The organism is Vibrio ordalii ATCC 33509, assembly GCA_000257205.1.
GTDB classification, from domain to species: domain Bacteria; phylum Pseudomonadota; class Gammaproteobacteria; order Enterobacterales; family Vibrionaceae; genus Vibrio; species Vibrio ordalii.
The window spans coordinates 14631-30641 of sequence record AEZC01000217.1 but is presented as its reverse complement, the minus strand read 5'-3'; the positions used below and the strand labels follow the sequence as shown (position 1 = coordinate 30641).

12 protein-coding genes and 1 riboswitch are annotated in these 16011 nt (G+C 45.7%); of the genes, 9 read left to right on the top strand and 3 right to left on the bottom strand.

Annotated elements, in window-relative coordinates; genetic code table 11:
• Positions 1 to 387 precede the first annotated feature (387 nt).
• The gene (locus VOR_RS0114390) at positions 388 to 612 is read left to right on the top strand and encodes a zinc ribbon domain-containing protein (protein WP_010320394.1); all 225 of its coding nucleotides are present in this window, start codon (positions 388 to 390) and stop codon (positions 610 to 612) included.
• A gap of 4 nt (positions 613 to 616) precedes the next feature.
• Here VOR_RS0114390 and xseA read toward each other — a convergent pair whose 3' ends face one another.
• Complete coding sequence (gene xseA / locus VOR_RS0114385) at positions 617 to 1948, bottom strand: exodeoxyribonuclease VII large subunit (RefSeq protein WP_010320393.1); 1332 nt, start codon at positions 1946 to 1948, stop codon at positions 617 to 619.
• Positions 1949 to 2178: 230 nt separating this feature from the next.
• Here xseA and guaB point away from each other — a divergent pair, with 230 nt between their 5' ends.
• The 5 genes from guaB to VOR_RS0114360 all read left to right on the top strand — a co-directional run bounded on the left by guaB (position 2179) and on the right by VOR_RS0114360 (position 9165).
• Positions 2179 to 3642, top strand: a complete 1464-nt coding sequence (gene guaB / locus VOR_RS0114380; protein WP_010320392.1) for an IMP dehydrogenase — start codon at positions 2179 to 2181, stop codon at positions 3640 to 3642.
• A 95-nt stretch (positions 3643 to 3737) separates the two neighbouring features.
• A complete protein-coding gene (gene guaA, locus VOR_RS0114375; RefSeq protein ID WP_010320391.1) occupies positions 3738 to 5291 on the top strand; it encodes a glutamine-hydrolyzing GMP synthase in 1554 nt (517 codons plus the stop codon).
• A gap of 48 nt (positions 5292 to 5339) precedes the next feature.
• Positions 5340 to 5450: riboswitch (TPP riboswitch) on the top strand.
• 100 nt (positions 5451 to 5550) lie between these two features.
• On the top strand, positions 5551 to 6408 hold the full coding sequence (thiD, locus tag VOR_RS0114370; RefSeq protein ID WP_010320390.1) for a bifunctional hydroxymethylpyrimidine kinase/phosphomethylpyrimidine kinase: 858 nt from the start codon (positions 5551 to 5553) through the stop codon (positions 6406 to 6408).
• Positions 6409 to 6688: 280 nt separating this feature from the next.
• Positions 6689 to 8377 (top strand): chitinase, encoded by a 1689-nt coding sequence (locus VOR_RS0114365; protein WP_010320389.1) that lies wholly within the window; start codon positions 6689 to 6691, stop codon positions 8375 to 8377.
• A gap of 179 nt (positions 8378 to 8556) precedes the next feature.
• Entirely contained in the window at positions 8557 to 9165 is a 609-nt protein-coding gene (locus tag VOR_RS0114360; protein ID WP_010320388.1) for an acetate uptake transporter, read from the top strand.
• A gap of 92 nt (positions 9166 to 9257) precedes the next feature.
• Here the strand turns inward: VOR_RS0114360 and VOR_RS0114355 are convergent, their stop codons facing one another.
• Positions 9258 to 10802: an alanine/glycine:cation symporter family protein gene (locus tag VOR_RS0114355; RefSeq protein WP_010320387.1), complete on the bottom strand. Its 1545-nt coding sequence runs from the start codon at positions 10800 to 10802 to the stop codon at positions 9258 to 9260.
• A gap of 525 nt (positions 10803 to 11327) precedes the next feature.
• On the opposite strand from VOR_RS0114355, the gene VOR_RS0114350 reads away from it, so the two are divergent.
• Positions 11328 to 12305: an ion channel gene (locus VOR_RS0114350; RefSeq protein WP_010320386.1), complete on the top strand. Its 978-nt coding sequence runs from the start codon at positions 11328 to 11330 to the stop codon at positions 12303 to 12305.
• A gap of 20 nt (positions 12306 to 12325) precedes the next feature.
• Here the strand turns inward: VOR_RS0114350 and VOR_RS0114345 are convergent, their stop codons facing one another.
• Entirely contained in the window at positions 12326 to 12931 is a 606-nt protein-coding gene (locus tag VOR_RS0114345) for a DedA family protein (protein WP_010320385.1), read from the bottom strand.
• 216 nt (positions 12932 to 13147) lie between these two features.
• Between VOR_RS0114345 and VOR_RS0114340 the strand changes: the two genes are divergently transcribed.
• Positions 13148 to 13468 carry a DOPA 4,5-dioxygenase family protein gene (locus VOR_RS0114340; protein ID WP_010320384.1) on the top strand — a complete coding sequence of 107 codons (321 nt, stop codon included), beginning with the start codon at positions 13148 to 13150 and terminating at the stop codon, positions 13466 to 13468.
• Between the two features lie 305 nt (positions 13469 to 13773).
• On the top strand, positions 13774 to 15948 hold the full coding sequence (katG, locus tag VOR_RS0114335) for a catalase/peroxidase HPI (protein ID WP_010320383.1): 2175 nt from the start codon (positions 13774 to 13776) through the stop codon (positions 15946 to 15948).
• Positions 15949 to 16011: the final 63 nt, after the last annotated feature.

Below are 16011 nucleotides of genomic sequence, written 5' to 3'. Positions count from 1 at the left end.
TAGCTATCAAGTGGAGTTTTATATCGTTATAAATCCATATGCAGAATATGTAACTTATGCTTTCGGCGTGTGGTTATATAAATGTTCTTTTGAGAGTAGATCGCTGAACGGAGCAGATAAAGCAAATGATCAGGCTGAGATCTTTTATCGATCATAGCCTAATGTGTATGAGGTGGTTGGTGAGCCTAAAGGTATTGTGATAGAGATCAAAGCTGAACTCTCGATAATCCGAGACCATACGTGCCGTTTGATGAAGTGTCGGCTATCACATGCACGAACTATCTACGCAAACGAGCTATCTATTAAAACGAACGATATAAAACATCTACCAAAATCACACTATGTGAAAGATGTTATGTGAAAGACACAAAGAGAGATGGGATCAATATGCAGGAAAATCTTTGCCCTTGTTGCCAAAATCCACTGGTGTGGGATGGGCGTTACCATTGTGCTCAGTGCAAACATCACTTTAACAAAATTGGTTTTTGCCCTGAGTGTGATTCGGAGCTGGAGAAATTGCAGGCGTGTGGCGCGGCAAATTTTTTCTGTAATTCATGCAATGAGCTCAAATCAAAATCTAAGATTCGATTTGAGTTTCAAGCACAAGATTAAGTGATTAATTAACGGTAGAGAAAACTTCACCATGCGCCACTCGCGTGATCAATTGATCGCCAGTTTTTAGATCGCGAGCGCGGTGAATCACTTTGCCTGAGCTATCTCGCGTGATCGAATAGCCTCGTTTTAGTGTCGCTAATGGGCTTACTGCGTCAAGCTTCTCTGCGGCTAGCGTTAAACGGTGTGCTGTGCGCAGGAGTTTTTTCTCCATTACGTCCAGTAATCGTTGCTCGCTTTTGGCTAGTCGATGCTGCTGCTTCGCCAAGGTTTGTACGGGAGAATGCAACTGCAGTTGATGGTATTGCTGGCCAATGTGATCGCGCTGAGTCGAAATATAGCGCTGTATCGCCCGCTGTAGGCGCATTTCTGTGTCATCAAGTTGTTGGCTTTGACGCTGCAAGCGATAAGTGGGGTGCTGTTTCTCTAGCGCGTGAACCAAAGCGCGTAAATGATGCGCTTGTTGACTGGTGTAATAGCGCATCGCACTTTGTAGCTTGTGCTGGTATGAGGCGAAAGCTTGTCGCTTATTACTGTTGTCTCGGCTGACTAATTCTGCAGCAGCGGAGGGGGTTGGGGCACGTACGTCAGCCACAAAATCAGCAATCGTCACATCGATTTCATGCCCGACGGCACTGATAATTGGGATCTGACTAGCGGCAATTGTGCGCGCTACGATCTCGTGGTTAAAACACCATAAGTCCTCTAAAGAACCGCCACCGCGACCCACAATCAATACGTCACACTCTTGCCTTGCATTCGCTCTACCAATTGCTTGAGCAATTTGAATGGCCGCTTGTTCGCCTTGAACCAGTGTAGGATAAATGATGACGGGCAAGCTTGGATCGCGCCGCTTGAGCACATCAAGAATATCAAACAGGGCTGCGCCAGTTTTTGAGGTAATAACTCCGACGCATTGAGGATTTTCCGGCAAGGGGCGCTTATTGGATTGTGCAAACAGCCCTTCCGCGGCCAACTGCATCTTCAGCTTTTCAAACTCTTGCTGGAGACGACCATCCCCTTCGGGTTGCATGCTCTCGATAATGACTTGGTAGTCACCTCTGGGTTCATAAAGAGAAAGACGCGCTTTAACAAGTACCTGATGGCCATTTTTAGGTTTGAAGGTCACAAAGCGATTATTGCCTTTGAACATCGCACATTTTACCTGCGCGCGAGAATCTTTGAGCGAGAGATACCAATGGCCAGAAACTGGAGCGGAGAAGTTCGATATTTCACCAACGAGCCACACAATGCCCATTTCATTTTCAAGTAACAGGCGTACTTCAGCATTGAGACGGGAGACAGTGTAGATGTTTTCGTTGGTCAAAGAAGGCAAGGCTAATCCCCTAGACGAGGGTATGGAAATTAGCGGCAATATAATACATATCAAGGGTTGGAATGCAAATTAAAAATGAAAAAATGAGTGGTCAAGCGATTACCTCGGGCGTATAATCCGACCGCAATATCAAATCCAAATCGATTTATCCTGTTCATTGTGTATTAGGGCAAATTGAGACAACTTGGATTTACCTTTTATTCACTCCTCTTAATTGTGAGATATTGCAAATGCTAAGAATTGCCAAAGAAGCGCTGACATTCGATGATGTTCTTCTCGTACCAGCACACTCCACCGTTCTCCCAAACACAGCCGATCTCCATACTCAGCTGACCAAAAATATCGCACTGAACATTCCGATGATCTCAGCTTCTATGGATACAGTGACAGAGGCTCGCCTTGCGATCGCTCTTGCCCAAGAGGGTGGTATTGGTTTTATCCACAAAAATATGCCCATTGAAGAGCAGGCTGAACAAGTCCGTCTTGTCAAAATTTTTGAAGCGGGTGTAGTCACTGCGCCAGTAACAGTTCGCCCTGATGCAACCATTCAAGATGTGATTGCTTTGACAGAGAAACATGGTTTTGCCGGTTTCCCTGTGGTGAGCGATCACAATGAGCTTGTCGGTATCATCACCGGCCGCGATATTCGCTTTGTTACTGATTTAACAAAAAAAGTTGAAGCAGTCATGACACCAAAAGATCGCTTAGCCACAGTTAAAGAGGGCGCATCTCGTCAGGATGTACAAGAGCGCATGCACAAAGCGCGTGTTGAAAAAGTCTTGGTAGTGAATGATGAATTCAAACTGACTGGTATGATCACCGCGAAAGATTTCCATAAAGCAGAACGCAAACCGAATGCTTGTAAAGATGAACAAGGGCGTTTACGTGTTGGTGCGGCTGTTGGTGCCGGTGCTGGCAATGAAGAGCGCGTAAAAGCATTAGTGGAAGCGGGAGTGGATGTTCTATTGATTGACTCTTCTCATGGCCATTCAGAAGGTGTACTTAACCGTATTCGTGAAACGCGCGCCGCTTATCCTGATCTCGATATTATCGGCGGTAATGTTGCAACGGGTGCCGGTGCGAAAGCTCTAATTGACGCGGGCGTAAGCGCGGTCAAAGTGGGTATTGGCCCTGGCTCAATCTGCACAACGCGTATTGTTACGGGCGTTGGTGTTCCTCAAATTACGGCGATTTCTGATGCAGTTGAAGTGGCTGATCAATACGGTATTCCTGTGATTGCTGATGGCGGTATTCGCTTTTCTGGCGATATTTGTAAAGCGATTGCTGCTGGTGCATCTTGCGTGATGGTCGGCTCCATGTTTGCGGGTACTGAAGAAGCTCCTGGTGAAGTTATTTTGTTCCAAGGTCGTTCATATAAAGCTTACCGAGGTATGGGCTCGCTGGGGGCAATGTCTCAAGGCTCTTCTGATCGTTATTTCCAATCTGACAATGCAGCTGACAAGCTTGTACCTGAAGGGATCGAAGGCCGTATCGCTTATCGAGGCCGTCTAAAAGAGATCGTCCATCAACAAATGGGTGGTTTACGCTCAAGCATGGGTCTAACCGGTTCTGCCACCATCGAAGATCTGCGCACTAAAGCCGAGTTTGTTCGTATCTCTGGTGCAGGTATGAAAGAGTCACACGTGCACGACGTTCAAATTACCAAAGAAGCGCCAAACTACCGCTTGGGTTAATGACGAACCACGAATAGATTGAAGCTTAATAGATTGAAGCTTAGGGGAGCGCGATGCTCCCCATCCACTACATTAATGATTGAGATTGACCTTAAATGACTAAAGATATCCATGACCAACGTATTCTGATCTTAGATTTCGGCTCTCAGTACACACAACTGGTTGCCCGCCGTGTTCGCGAAATCGGTGTTTATTGTGAGCTGTGGAGCTGGGATGTTGAAGAGGCGGACATCCGTGAATTCAACCCAGATGGCATTATTCTTTCTGGTGGCCCTGAAAGCGTGACTGAAGCCAACTCTCCGCGTGCGCCACAATATGTGTTTGACTCTGGTGTGCCTGTATTTGGTGTTTGTTATGGCATGCAAACCATGGCTGAACAGTTGGGCGGAAAAGTGGCCAGTTCTGAGGAACGTGAATTTGGTTATGCAGCCGTACAGTTAATGGGTGAATCGGCCCTGTTTAGCGACCTTGAGCTAACGCAAGATGTTTGGATGAGCCACGGTGATAAAGTGGTGCAAATTCCGGCTGATTTTGTCAAAACAGCGCAAACGGAAACTTGCCCTTATGCGGCAATGGCGAATGAAGAGAAAAAATATTATGGCGTGCAGTTTCACCCAGAAGTCACGCACACCAAAAACGGTCTAAAAATGCTTGAGAATTTCGTTCTCAATGTTTGTGGTTGTGAGCGTCTATGGACGGCTGAGTCTATCATCGAAGATGCGGTTGCTCGTATTAAAGAGCAAGTCGGCGACGATGAAGTGATCCTTGGCCTATCGGGTGGTGTAGATTCGTCAGTTGTGGCGATGCTGGCTCACCGAGCGATTGGTGATAAATTAACCTGTGTGTTCGTTGATAACGGCTTATTGCGTCTGAATGAAGCTCAGCAAGTAATGGATATGTTTGGCAACAAATTTGGCTTAAACATCATTCATGTTAATGCAGAAGATCGTTTCCTCAACGCACTGCAAGGTGAGTCTGATCCGGAAGCGAAACGCAAAATTATTGGCCATGTGTTTGTTGATATCTTCGATGAAGAGTCAAAGAAATTGAAAAATGCAAAATGGCTCGCGCAAGGCACGATTTACCCAGATGTGATTGAATCGGCCGCCTCTAAAACAGGCAAAGCGCACGTGATTAAATCTCACCATAACGTTGGCGGTTTGCCTGATGATATGGAAATGGGATTGGTTGAACCACTGCGTGAGCTTTTCAAAGATGAAGTACGCAAGATTGGCCTAGAGCTTGGTCTGCCTTACAACATGCTTTACCGCCATCCGTTCCCTGGTCCTGGCCTTGGCGTACGCGTGTTGGGCGAAGTGAATAAAGAGTACTGTGATTTGCTGCGCCGCGCCGATGCTATTTTCATTGAAGAGCTGCATGCCGCTGATCTGTATAACAAAGTGTCACAAGCTTTCACGGTTTTCTTACCTGTTCGTTCAGTAGGCGTTATGGGTGATGGACGTAAATACGATTGGGTTGTATCACTACGCGCTGTGGAAACCATTGACTTTATGACAGCACATTGGGCGCACCTGCCTTATGAGTTCTTGGGTAAGGTTTCTAACCGTATCATCAATGAAGTGAATGGTATTTCTCGTGTGGTTTACGATATTTCAGGTAAGCCACCAGCAACGATTGAGTGGGAATAATCCTCCAAAAAAGCGTACTCTTTCGGTGAGTGCCCTGTTATGATTGCTGCGAAATAGTCGGGGAGCCGATGCAGATTCTGCATCGGCTGAGATCGAAATTCGAGACCCGTCGAACCTGATTCAGTTAATACTGACGTAGGGAACTATGAGCACTTTGTCACGAGCCGAATAACAACGGCTAACCTTTGTAAATTCGATTACCGAACTTTCCAAACCACGGTCAAAGTCAGTTCCTGTATGTCTTGTCATAGGAGCGACCATGGTACAATCAATACAGAAACACACACAAGAAACGACGCGATTAAACATACCTGTTGTACTCACTATCGCAGGGTCTGACAGCGGTGGAGGGGCAGGCATTCAAGCCGACATCAAAGCGATATCGGCAACCGGCAGTTTCGCGTGTTCCGTTATTACCGCCATTACCTCACAAAATACTCAAGGCGTTTCTGCCATTTTCCCCATTCCACTTGATCACATCGAAAGCCAGTTAGATGCTGTCTTTAGCGACTTGAAGATCGTGGCCGTTAAAATTGGCATGCTAGCCGATGCCGGTATCATCAAGATCGTTGCCAAAAAAATGCAGCAATACCAACCCAAGAGCCTTGTGATAGACCCCGTAATGGTGGCGACCAGTGGTGATTTATTACTTGAGCAATCGGCAATCAGCACATTAAAAGAAACGTTGATCCCTTTGGCTGACATCATTACCCCCAATTTATTTGAGGGAGCAGTACTTACTGGCAAGCCGGTTCCTCAATCTGAAGCAGAAATGAACGACATGGTGGCTGATTTACGAGCGTTGGGTGCAAAGGCGGTGTTGCTAAAAGGTGGGCATTTAGAACACGCTGAAAACAGCAATGATCTTTTGATCATGAAATATTCGTCAGAATTACTCAGTGCGAAGCGTTTTCCAACCCCAAATACCCATGGGACGGGTTGCACGCTCTCTTCTGCAATCGCTTCTTACCTTGCTCAGGGAAATAACCTGCACAAATCCGTGTATTTGGCTAAACAGTATATCTCGCAAGCCATTGGCCATGCCGATGAGCTGGATGTTGGCCAAGGTCGCGGCCCAGTTCATCACTTTTTTACAGGCCACGTTCATGTGCGCTAAAGCCATTGCCGATGCGATGATGTTTGAGAAATTTGAGACATTGGTTGTTCACTTAACCTGATGGAAAATAGATTAGACTCTAAAATCCTCAAACTTTTTTGCAGCTTTTTCATATTTATCGACTCGCCTTCAAAGGGCAATGTCGCCGTACGATAATTGGTTTACATCATGATGAAACTACTCGCATTTTGACATTTAATTGATAAGTTTCACTATCCACAATGACTCAACTATCCATACTATTTTGCGGTACCCACTAAGCAAAAAATAAGGGATTGATATGTTGAAAACAAAGCATTTAGCCGTGCTGATTAGCAGTGTTTTAGCCGCAAACAGTTACGCGTTAAATATCTTACCTGACCCTGAAAATTCCGCGGGTTATATTGTCTCTAAAGTAGAGCTACAAGCGGCAGAAAAAGCCAAAACAGCGGATCCTATGTATGCTATTTGGTCGGAAGCACTAGAAACGCGTTCGAATGCGATTGTTGAAGCAATAGTACCGGGGTTAAGTTCTAACCCTGAAAACGTCAAGCGTGTTGAACGGGTATTTCCACAGTACGAGTGGGATTTCTTAACTCAAATGGCGGCTCCCGAATACACCTATACGCGCTTCTTACGGGCAATAGGCAAATTCCCCGCGTTTTGTGGCGAATATACGGATGGCCGAGATTCAGACGCAATTTGTAAAAAATCCATCGTGACGGCTTTTGCTCATTTCTCACAAGAAACGGGTGGCCACATTGCGAAAGACAACGTATCTGATAACCCTAATGGGATTGAAGAGTGGCAGCAAGCACTGGTTCATGTACGTGAAATGGGGTGGTCTGAAGGGCAAAGTGGCTATACAACCGGTTGTGGCCAAAATGATTGGCAAAATGCTCGTTGGCCGTGCGCCGCCGGGCAAGGGTATTTTGGTCGAGGCGCGAAGCAGCTCTCTTACCATTTCAACTATGGCGCTTTTTCTGAAGTGATGTTTGATGGTGATGCCAAAGTACTGCTCAATAACCCCGGATTAGTAGCAGATTCTTGGTTGAATTTAGCCTCAGCGATTTGGTTCTTCTTAACACCTCAAGCACCGAAACCGGCAATGTTGCACGTAATTGACCGTACATGGACACCTTCGCAACGTGAAAGCGATGCTGGTATTGGCTATGGTTTTGGCACCACAATTAACGTTATCAATGTCGGCATTGAGTGCGGTGAACAGAATAAGGATAAAGGTCAACCGGTTAATCGCATTCGCTACTGGGAATGGCTAGCGGATCATTATCAAATACCGATTGAGTCAGATGAAAAGAACACCTGTTGGCAGCAAACACCTTACGGCAGCTTAAATTTGAACGGTGCGACAGATGTGCTGTATACCAACTGGGATGGTAATTGGAAATATTACTCTGATCGGCCAGGTGGCTACTCGTTTGAATGTGAACTGGTTGGTTTCCAAACCGCGTATTCAGCCCTTGTGGCTGGTGATTACGAAAAGTGTGTGACTAACTTTTATGGTTCACATTCAAGCTGGCCACAAGTGCGTGTTGTGGATGCGATTGATCCCGGTACGCCACCAGAGCCGCCAGTGGATGGCATCGTCGGCTGGGAAGCGACAAAGGTATATAACACGGGCGATAAGGTGAGCTATAAAGACGCTACTTATGAAGCTAAGTGGTGGTCACAAGGTAATGAACCCACTCAAGGTGATCCTTGGAAGCTTATTACAGGTGAACCAACAGCGCCCACAACGCCTGACCCTGTTGAGCCTCCGCCAGTCGTCAATGAGCCAGAACCGCCCGTCACATCAGAGCCGACGCCACCAAGAAGTGATTTTTCAAGCTGGGTTGCAGGGGTTACTGTTGCAAAAAATGGCGATAAAATTACGCATAATGGAAAGTGTTTTATGGCTAAAAATAACCCCGGAGTATGGGAATCACCCACGCAAAGTAACTGGTTTTGGGATGAAATAAACTGTCAATAGAGAGTGATGTTCGGTAGAAAAATATCAGCACGATCGATTTAGGTCGTGCTGTTCTATTTTTGAACAATCAAGTAGCTAAATTTACAATCTTAGTTTCCGTTAACGTTCTTTCCATTTTGTGTGTTACTCCACTAAAATCCGCGCGTAATTTTTATCAACATTTTTTAAGGTACTCGCGAATGTCTACTAAATTGGCCAATCCAGCGCCGCTAGGCCTAATGGGTTTTGGCATGACGACTATCCTGCTTAATATCCATAATGCAGGCTTTTTCCCTATCGACTCTATGATTTTGGCGATGGGTATTTTCTACGGCGGCTTAAGTCAAGTCATCGTGGGTATCATGTGTTTCAAACGTGGTGACACTTTTGGCACCACAGCGTTCACCTCTTACGGTCTATTTTGGCTCACATTGGTTGGACTGATTGTCATGCCATACATGGGACTACCAGCAAGCCCTGCTCATTTTATGGGTTGGTACTTAGCGTTGTGGGGTATTTTCACTGGTTTCATGTTTATCGGTTCATTGTGCTACCCACGAGCTAAACAAGTGGTATTCGGCTCACTGACCATTCTATTTGCTTTGCTAGCGGCGCGTGATTTCACTGGTAGCGAGCTTATCGGCACGATTGCCGGCTTTGAAGGTATCTTCTGTGGCGCAAGTGCGATTTATTTTGCAATGGCTCAAGTTCTGAATAACGAATACGGCCGTGTTATTTTGCCGATTGGTGAAAAGAAAGCGCAAAACGCTGTTGTCGAAAAGTTGACGACACAAGAAATCGCAGCCTAATACGGGTTGATGAAAAAGAAAAAGGGTTAGCGTTTGCTAACCCTTTTTGCGTTTACCTTGAATGCTTTTTGCTGATGAGTTTAGCTAATCCGTTAGGATGATGGTTGTTCAACACCCACGGAGCTCTCTTCTACGGTTGGTTCTTGTCCCGTTTTGCGTTTATATTTCCCTTCCCAATACGTCGCATTTTTAATGCCGAGTTTTACTGGATTGAAAAGATACTCATCGACACCTTGTTTTTGTTGCTCTTCATAATCTTTGAGTGCAGCAATGGCTGGTTTAGCCATAAAGAAGATGATCAAGATCCCGACAATGTTCAACCATGCCATCAAACCCACGCCCACATCACCCATTGCCCAAGCAAGGTTTGCGGTTTTCACCGTGCCGTAGAATACCGTTGCAACGATCACTACTTTAAGCAGAAACATCAGGCCATCGACTTTAAAGGTGCGGCGAATGTAAGCAATGTTCGTTTCAGCAATATAGTAGTATGCCAAAATCGTGGTAAAGGCGAAGAAGAACAGAGCAAACGCAACAAAAGGTTTACCGACGCCTGGTAGTGCGCTCTCAATCGCCATTTGAGTAAATACTGGGCCATTGGCACTAATATCCGCCGCGATGTTCTGTACTAAAAATGCACCTTCTGCGCCGCCGTGCACGTTATAAGCACCAGTGATCAGAATCATGAACGCGGTTGCGGAACAGACCAGCAGAGTATCAATGTAGATAGAAAATGCTTGCACTAAACCTTGCTGAGCTGGGTGATCAACACTTGCGGCAGCCGCGGCGTGCGGGCCAGTACCTTGGCCTGCTTCGTTTGAGTAAACACCTCGTTTTACCCCCCAACCAATCGCAGCACCAATGCCTGCCATTGGTGTGAACGCATCACCAATGATCATAGCAAAAATACGTGGTACTTCACTGATGTTAAGCAGGATGATAACAAACGCAGTAATCACATAGGCCAAAGCCATAAATGGCACCACGACCTGTGTGAAGTTAGCGATACGCTTAACACCACCAAAGATGATGAACGCTAAAATGATCGACACTACGGTACCGGTAAAAATTTTAGCAAAAGTGAAGCTACCGATAGCGGTTTCAATGGTTGGGCCAGCACCAAAAGCGGCCTCTACAGCATTACCAATACTGTTGGACTGGACGCCAGGTAAAAGCACACCACAAGCAAAAATAGTGAAAATGGCGAAGATCCATGCATACCATTTTTGCCCCATCGCTTTTTCGATGTAATAAGCAGGACCACCACGGAATTCGCCTTCATCTTCTTCTTTATAAATCTGTGCCAGAGTTGATTCGGCATAGGCAGTCGCGGCACCAAAAAAGACCACTACCCACATCCAGAAAATAGCACCAGGGCCACCAAAACCAATCGCTGCAGCTACGCCTGCAATATTACCCGTACCGACGCGTCCCGAAAGTGAAACGGCCAAAGCTTGGAAAGAGGATATCCCTTTGGTTGAGCTTTTGCCGGAAAGAAGAAGTCGCCACATTTCAAAAAAGTGACGGACCTGAACGAATCGGGTCACAATTGAGTAGAATAAACCCGCACCAAGGCATAAATAAATTAGCGCCGGGCTCCAGATTATTCCATTCAGAAAATCAACAAATGACTGCATATGCATTTCCCTGTTTTAGTAGTTTTGATGAGTGTTGTGTTTGCTTTGTGGGCAACATATTAATCTTTTTGTAACTCAGTTGTTAATTTATTTGTCAGTAAATAATCGTTAGCGTGATGAAGAACACAAATGATAATGAAATGTTAAATTTTTGGTGGGTTAATAAGAATTGACTGAAATTTCAGCTCATGGATTGGCTAAGTACAAGTTTGCTTACTGATAATCTTAGTAAGAAGCGGCGTGGTTCCATGCGCTTCAAACCGCCACTTTAATGCTTTTTGTGGAATACAGGGTGCAGCCCTAGGTGAAGAGTCGCCATAAGATATGTGCCCTTCGTGAGTAAAGCTTGTTTCTTTTGCGGCTTGTGATTGACGATCAACTACCGTAGTCATTCTCGTTCTCTGAGCACATTCAGAGTTAGTATAAATGTTCACATAATATCAACGTCAAACATCAAATTGAGTGGCAACACCATCACTAGCCCCTACACTTATTTTTATATCACGATAACAAAAGGGGCGGTAAATGAAGTCAGAGACAGGTCTATGCTGCTATAAAAACCCTGATGGTTGGTGTTGTGATCAACCTAGTGGTGAGTCTGGCCTTTGTTATTGGCATGACCCCAAAATAGATAAAAGTAATGACGACATCAAATCTCAGGTTGAACAATGGGCGGCCTCAGGTAAACCTTTAGATGGATTTCAGTTGGCTAAAGCAAATTTAGCCGATCTCAACCTCGTCAATCGGGGCCGTAAAACTGGTTATCAATGCCGGAACGCCGATTTTTATCGAGCAGATCTGACCAATGCTCACTTTTTTGGTTTGGATTTACGAGGTTCTTCTTTGATGAAGAGCAAGTTGGTGTGTGCTAACCTCCATTGCGCCAAATTGCAAAAAGTCAATTTGCTGGGGGCTGATCTTTCTCGCGCTAGGTTGGAAAATATTGAATGGGGAGAGGAGTTGAAGCAAGAGCAAGAAGCTAAAGTGGCCTTAAAAAAAGGAGAGTACAAGCAGGCTTGTGCACTATGGCAAGAAGCTGAGGAAGTGAGCAGGGGAGTTCGTAAGCAGTGTGAAAAGCAAGGCTTGTTCGAAATGGCCGGAACGTTTTTTAAAAAAGAGATGCGTTTCAGACGTTACCAAATGCCCAAGTTTAGTCTTCAGAGAATGTTGTCGAAAACCGTTGATTTGTTTTGCGGTTATGGGGAAGAGCCGTTAAGAGTGGTGTTATTTTCGCTTTTTGTCATTCTGGCCAGTGCAACGGCTTACTTTTTCTTAGGTACCACCTCTGCAAACCCGATCTATGATGATGTAACAGGGTGGACATTTTACTTATTAGAGTTTTTCAACGCGATCTATTTTAGTGTCGTCACCTTTACCACTTTAGGTTATGGCGATATCTCTCCAGTAGGTGTTGCGCGATTTATTGCTGCATTGGAAGCCTTCTTAGGCAGTTTTACTATGGCACTATTTGTTGTGGTGTTCGTTAAAAAAATGACGCGTTAGAACTCACTCGAAGTGAACTCTCAGCGCTGAGTATGTTTGTGCTTCAAAACCGCATAAATCATTAAAGCAAAGGCAATCGCAGCGGCCACCCAAATCCAGTAACGGTGCGCGGAATAAAAAGCACTGATTTGGTGAAGATGTTCAAACGCAAAATGGGTGAGTAAACCAAAGACCGCGACCCAAACGGTGGTGGCAAGCAGGTTACCCAGTAAAAATACTCTGATGGGCATTTTCGCCACTCCGCAGGCTAATGGCATGAATTGTTTCATCCCCTCAACAAAGCGACTGATGATTAAGCAAATCGGGCCGTATTTTTGAATAGCACTTTGCAGTTTTTGAAATTTCGCTCCGGAAATATAGCCTTTTCTATCCAACCAACCTTCAAAATAATAGCCGATCAGATAACCGCAACTGTTACCAATAAAGCAGCTTAGCCACGATACAATCATAACCAGCGAGAAATTCATTACGCCATTGGATGACAAAATAGACGCGGCAATCATGAGCGATTGGCCGGGCATTGGAATGCCAATCCCTTCGAAAAAGATGCTGATGATCAGTGCTAGGTAGCCGTACTGTTCCAATAACGGCTGCATTGAGAGGAGCAGTTGATTGATAGGTTGCAAAGCGAGTATCCACCATCGAAAGTTTGATGTTATTTAATACGCTGGTTCTTCGTTTGAATCAACGTCATCCTGTGATTATGCCCATTTCTTGGCGCTTAAAATAGAATGTGTTGCGGTAAGTACCTTCAAATTAGCTGAAAATCATCAGCAAATTTGTTGTGGTTTCTATGCTCTTTTGGCGTAGTACACTGCTTAAAAATCAAGAGGAGTTATTTTATGTTTCATGCCCATGTTTATTTTGATCTCGCCGAGCAAGCGAAAGCACAACGCGTACAACAAAAAATTGCCCAACAACGACATGATGTACAAGCTATGTTTGGTTTGGTACCTCGGCTTGTTGGCCCGCACTTAAAGCCGATGTTTGAAGTACACCTTGCTGACAATAGCCACGGATTTATCGAGTGGTTAGATGAACATCGGGAAGGTCTTAGCGTGTTGATCCATCCGGTTTCTGGAAACGATAGGTATGACCATTCTGAGGGACAAGTTCTGTGGTTAGGTGATGCTTTAGGTGTCAACTTAGCTGTATTGCGTTAGAGGATGCCTATCGAATTAATAGCCACATTGAATTAGTGTTTAATGCTCATCTTGTCTAGTCTGTACATGAAGCAACAGAGCACAATAATTGTGGCAATGTTTTGAAGATAAAGGTTTTCCGACCAAGTCGTGATCGCAGGCACATTACCTCCCGTTGTTATTGCATATATATAATCTTGTTCTAAGTTTTGTTGCATTTGAATTTAACACAGTGAATGTTCAGCCAATATCGACTGTGCTGAGTGTTTTTAGAATAAATCAAGCACACTTAAATAGCCGCAGTAATGCGAAGCAAGGAGAACGCAATGGAGAACAAAGGTATGAATTCGGGCGGTAAATGCCCAGTCATGCACGGCGGAGTAACATCAGCTGAAAAGTCCAACATGGATTGGTGGCCAAAAGCACTGAATCTTGACATCCTTCACCAGCATGATGCGAAAACCAACCCAATGGGTGCGGATTTTAATTACCGCGATGCGCTAAAAGCATTGGATGTTGATGCCTTGAAAAAAGATCTCAAAGCATTGATGACCAATAGCCAAGAGTGGTGGCCTGCCGACTGGGGGCATTACGGTGGTTTGATGATCCGCATGGCATGGCACTCCGCGGGTACTTATCGAATTGCAGATGGTCGCGGTGGCGCGGGCACTGGCAACCAGCGTTTTGCTCCGCTTAACTCGTGGCCCGATAACGCCAACTTAGATAAAGCACGTCGCTTATTGTGGCCAATCAAGCAGAAATATGGCAACAAAATCAGTTGGGCGGATCTAATGATCTTGGCGGGTAATATGGCTTATGAATCCATGGGGCTTAAAACCTTTGGTTTCGCTTTTGGTCGTGAAGATATTTGGCACCCAGAAAAAGACACTTATTGGGGCTCAGAAAAAGAGTGGCTAGCGCCAAGTGGCGGAGAAAATAGCCGCTATTCCGGTGTGCGTGATTTAGAAAATCCGCTTGCTGCCGTGATGATGGGCCTGATTTATGTAAACCCTGAAGGCGTTGACGGTAATCCAGACCCGCTTAAAACCGCACATGACATGCGCGTTACTTTTGAGCGGATGGCAATGAATGATGAAGAAACCGTGGCGCTGACAGCGGGCGGGCATACGGTGGGTAAAGCGCATGGTAATGGTAGCGCTGCGAACTTAGGGCCAGATCCTGAAGGGGCGGACTTGCACGAACAAGGCTTGGGTTGGAATAACCACACCAGCCGCGGCATTGGCCGTAATACGGTCACCAGTGGTATTGAAGGTGCATGGACTACGCACCCAACCCAGTGGGATAACGGTTTCTTCCACCTGCTATTTACTTACGAATGGCAACTAACGAAGAGCCCCGCCGGTGCGTGGCAGTGGGAGCCAATCAACATCAAAGAGGAAGATAAACCGGTTGATGTGGAAGACTCAAGCATTCGTTATAACCCGATGATGACCGATGCCGATATGGCGCTGAAGATGGATCCTGAATATCGCAAGATCTCAGAGCGCTTCTACAAAGACCCAGCGTATTTCTCTGAAGTGTTTGCTCGTGCTTGGTTTAAGCTCACTCACCGTGATATGGGGCCTAAAGCGCGTTACTTTGGCCCTGATGTTCCAGCAGAAGATCTCATTTGGCAAGATCCCATCCCCGCAGGTCGTAAAGATTATGATGTGGATGCAGTAAAAGCGAAAATAGCGGCCAGTGGCTTAAGCATCAGTGAGATGGTCAGCACCGCATGGGATAGTGCACGTACTTTCCGTGGTTCCGATAAACGTGGTGGCGCTAACGGTGCACGCATTCGCTTAGCTCCTCAAAAAGATTGGCAAGGTAATGAGCCAGAAAGACTCAGCAAAGTGTTGGCTGTTCTGGAGAAAATTGCCGCTGATGCGGGTATTAGCATCGCCGATACCATTGTTTTGGCGGGTAACGTCGGTGTTGAACAAGCGGCCAAAGCGGCAGGCGTTAATATTACTGTGCCTTTTATTGCAGGACGTGGTGATGCAACGCTTGAACAAACCGATGTGGAATCGTTTGATGTGCTTGAGCCACTGGCGGATGGTTTCCGTAACTGGCAGAAGCAACATTACGTGGTTAACCCAGAAGAGATGCTGTTAGATAAAGCGCAACTATTGCGTCTGACCGCCCCAGAAATGACCGTATTGATTGGTGGATTGCGAGTGCTCGGTACAAACTACGGCGGCAGTCAACATGGTGTATTGACAGACCGTGTTGGGGCGTTGACTAACGATTTCTTCGTTAACCTCACCGACATGAATTACACTTGGAAGCCAACGGGCCGTAATTCTTACGATATGGTTGAGCGTAAGAGCGGTAAAACAAAATGGACAGAGACTCGTGTTGATCTGGTGTTTGGCTCAAACTCCATTTTGCGCTCATACGCTGAAATTTACGCGCAGGACGATAACAAAGAGAAGTTCGTCAAAGACTTTGTCGCTGCTTGGACCAAAGTCATGAACGCCGATCGCTTCGACGTGTTGTAAGCCCTCTCCACTTAGTAATCTTGATATTAAGGCCCTCTTAGCGAGGGCCTTGTTGTGGCTAGG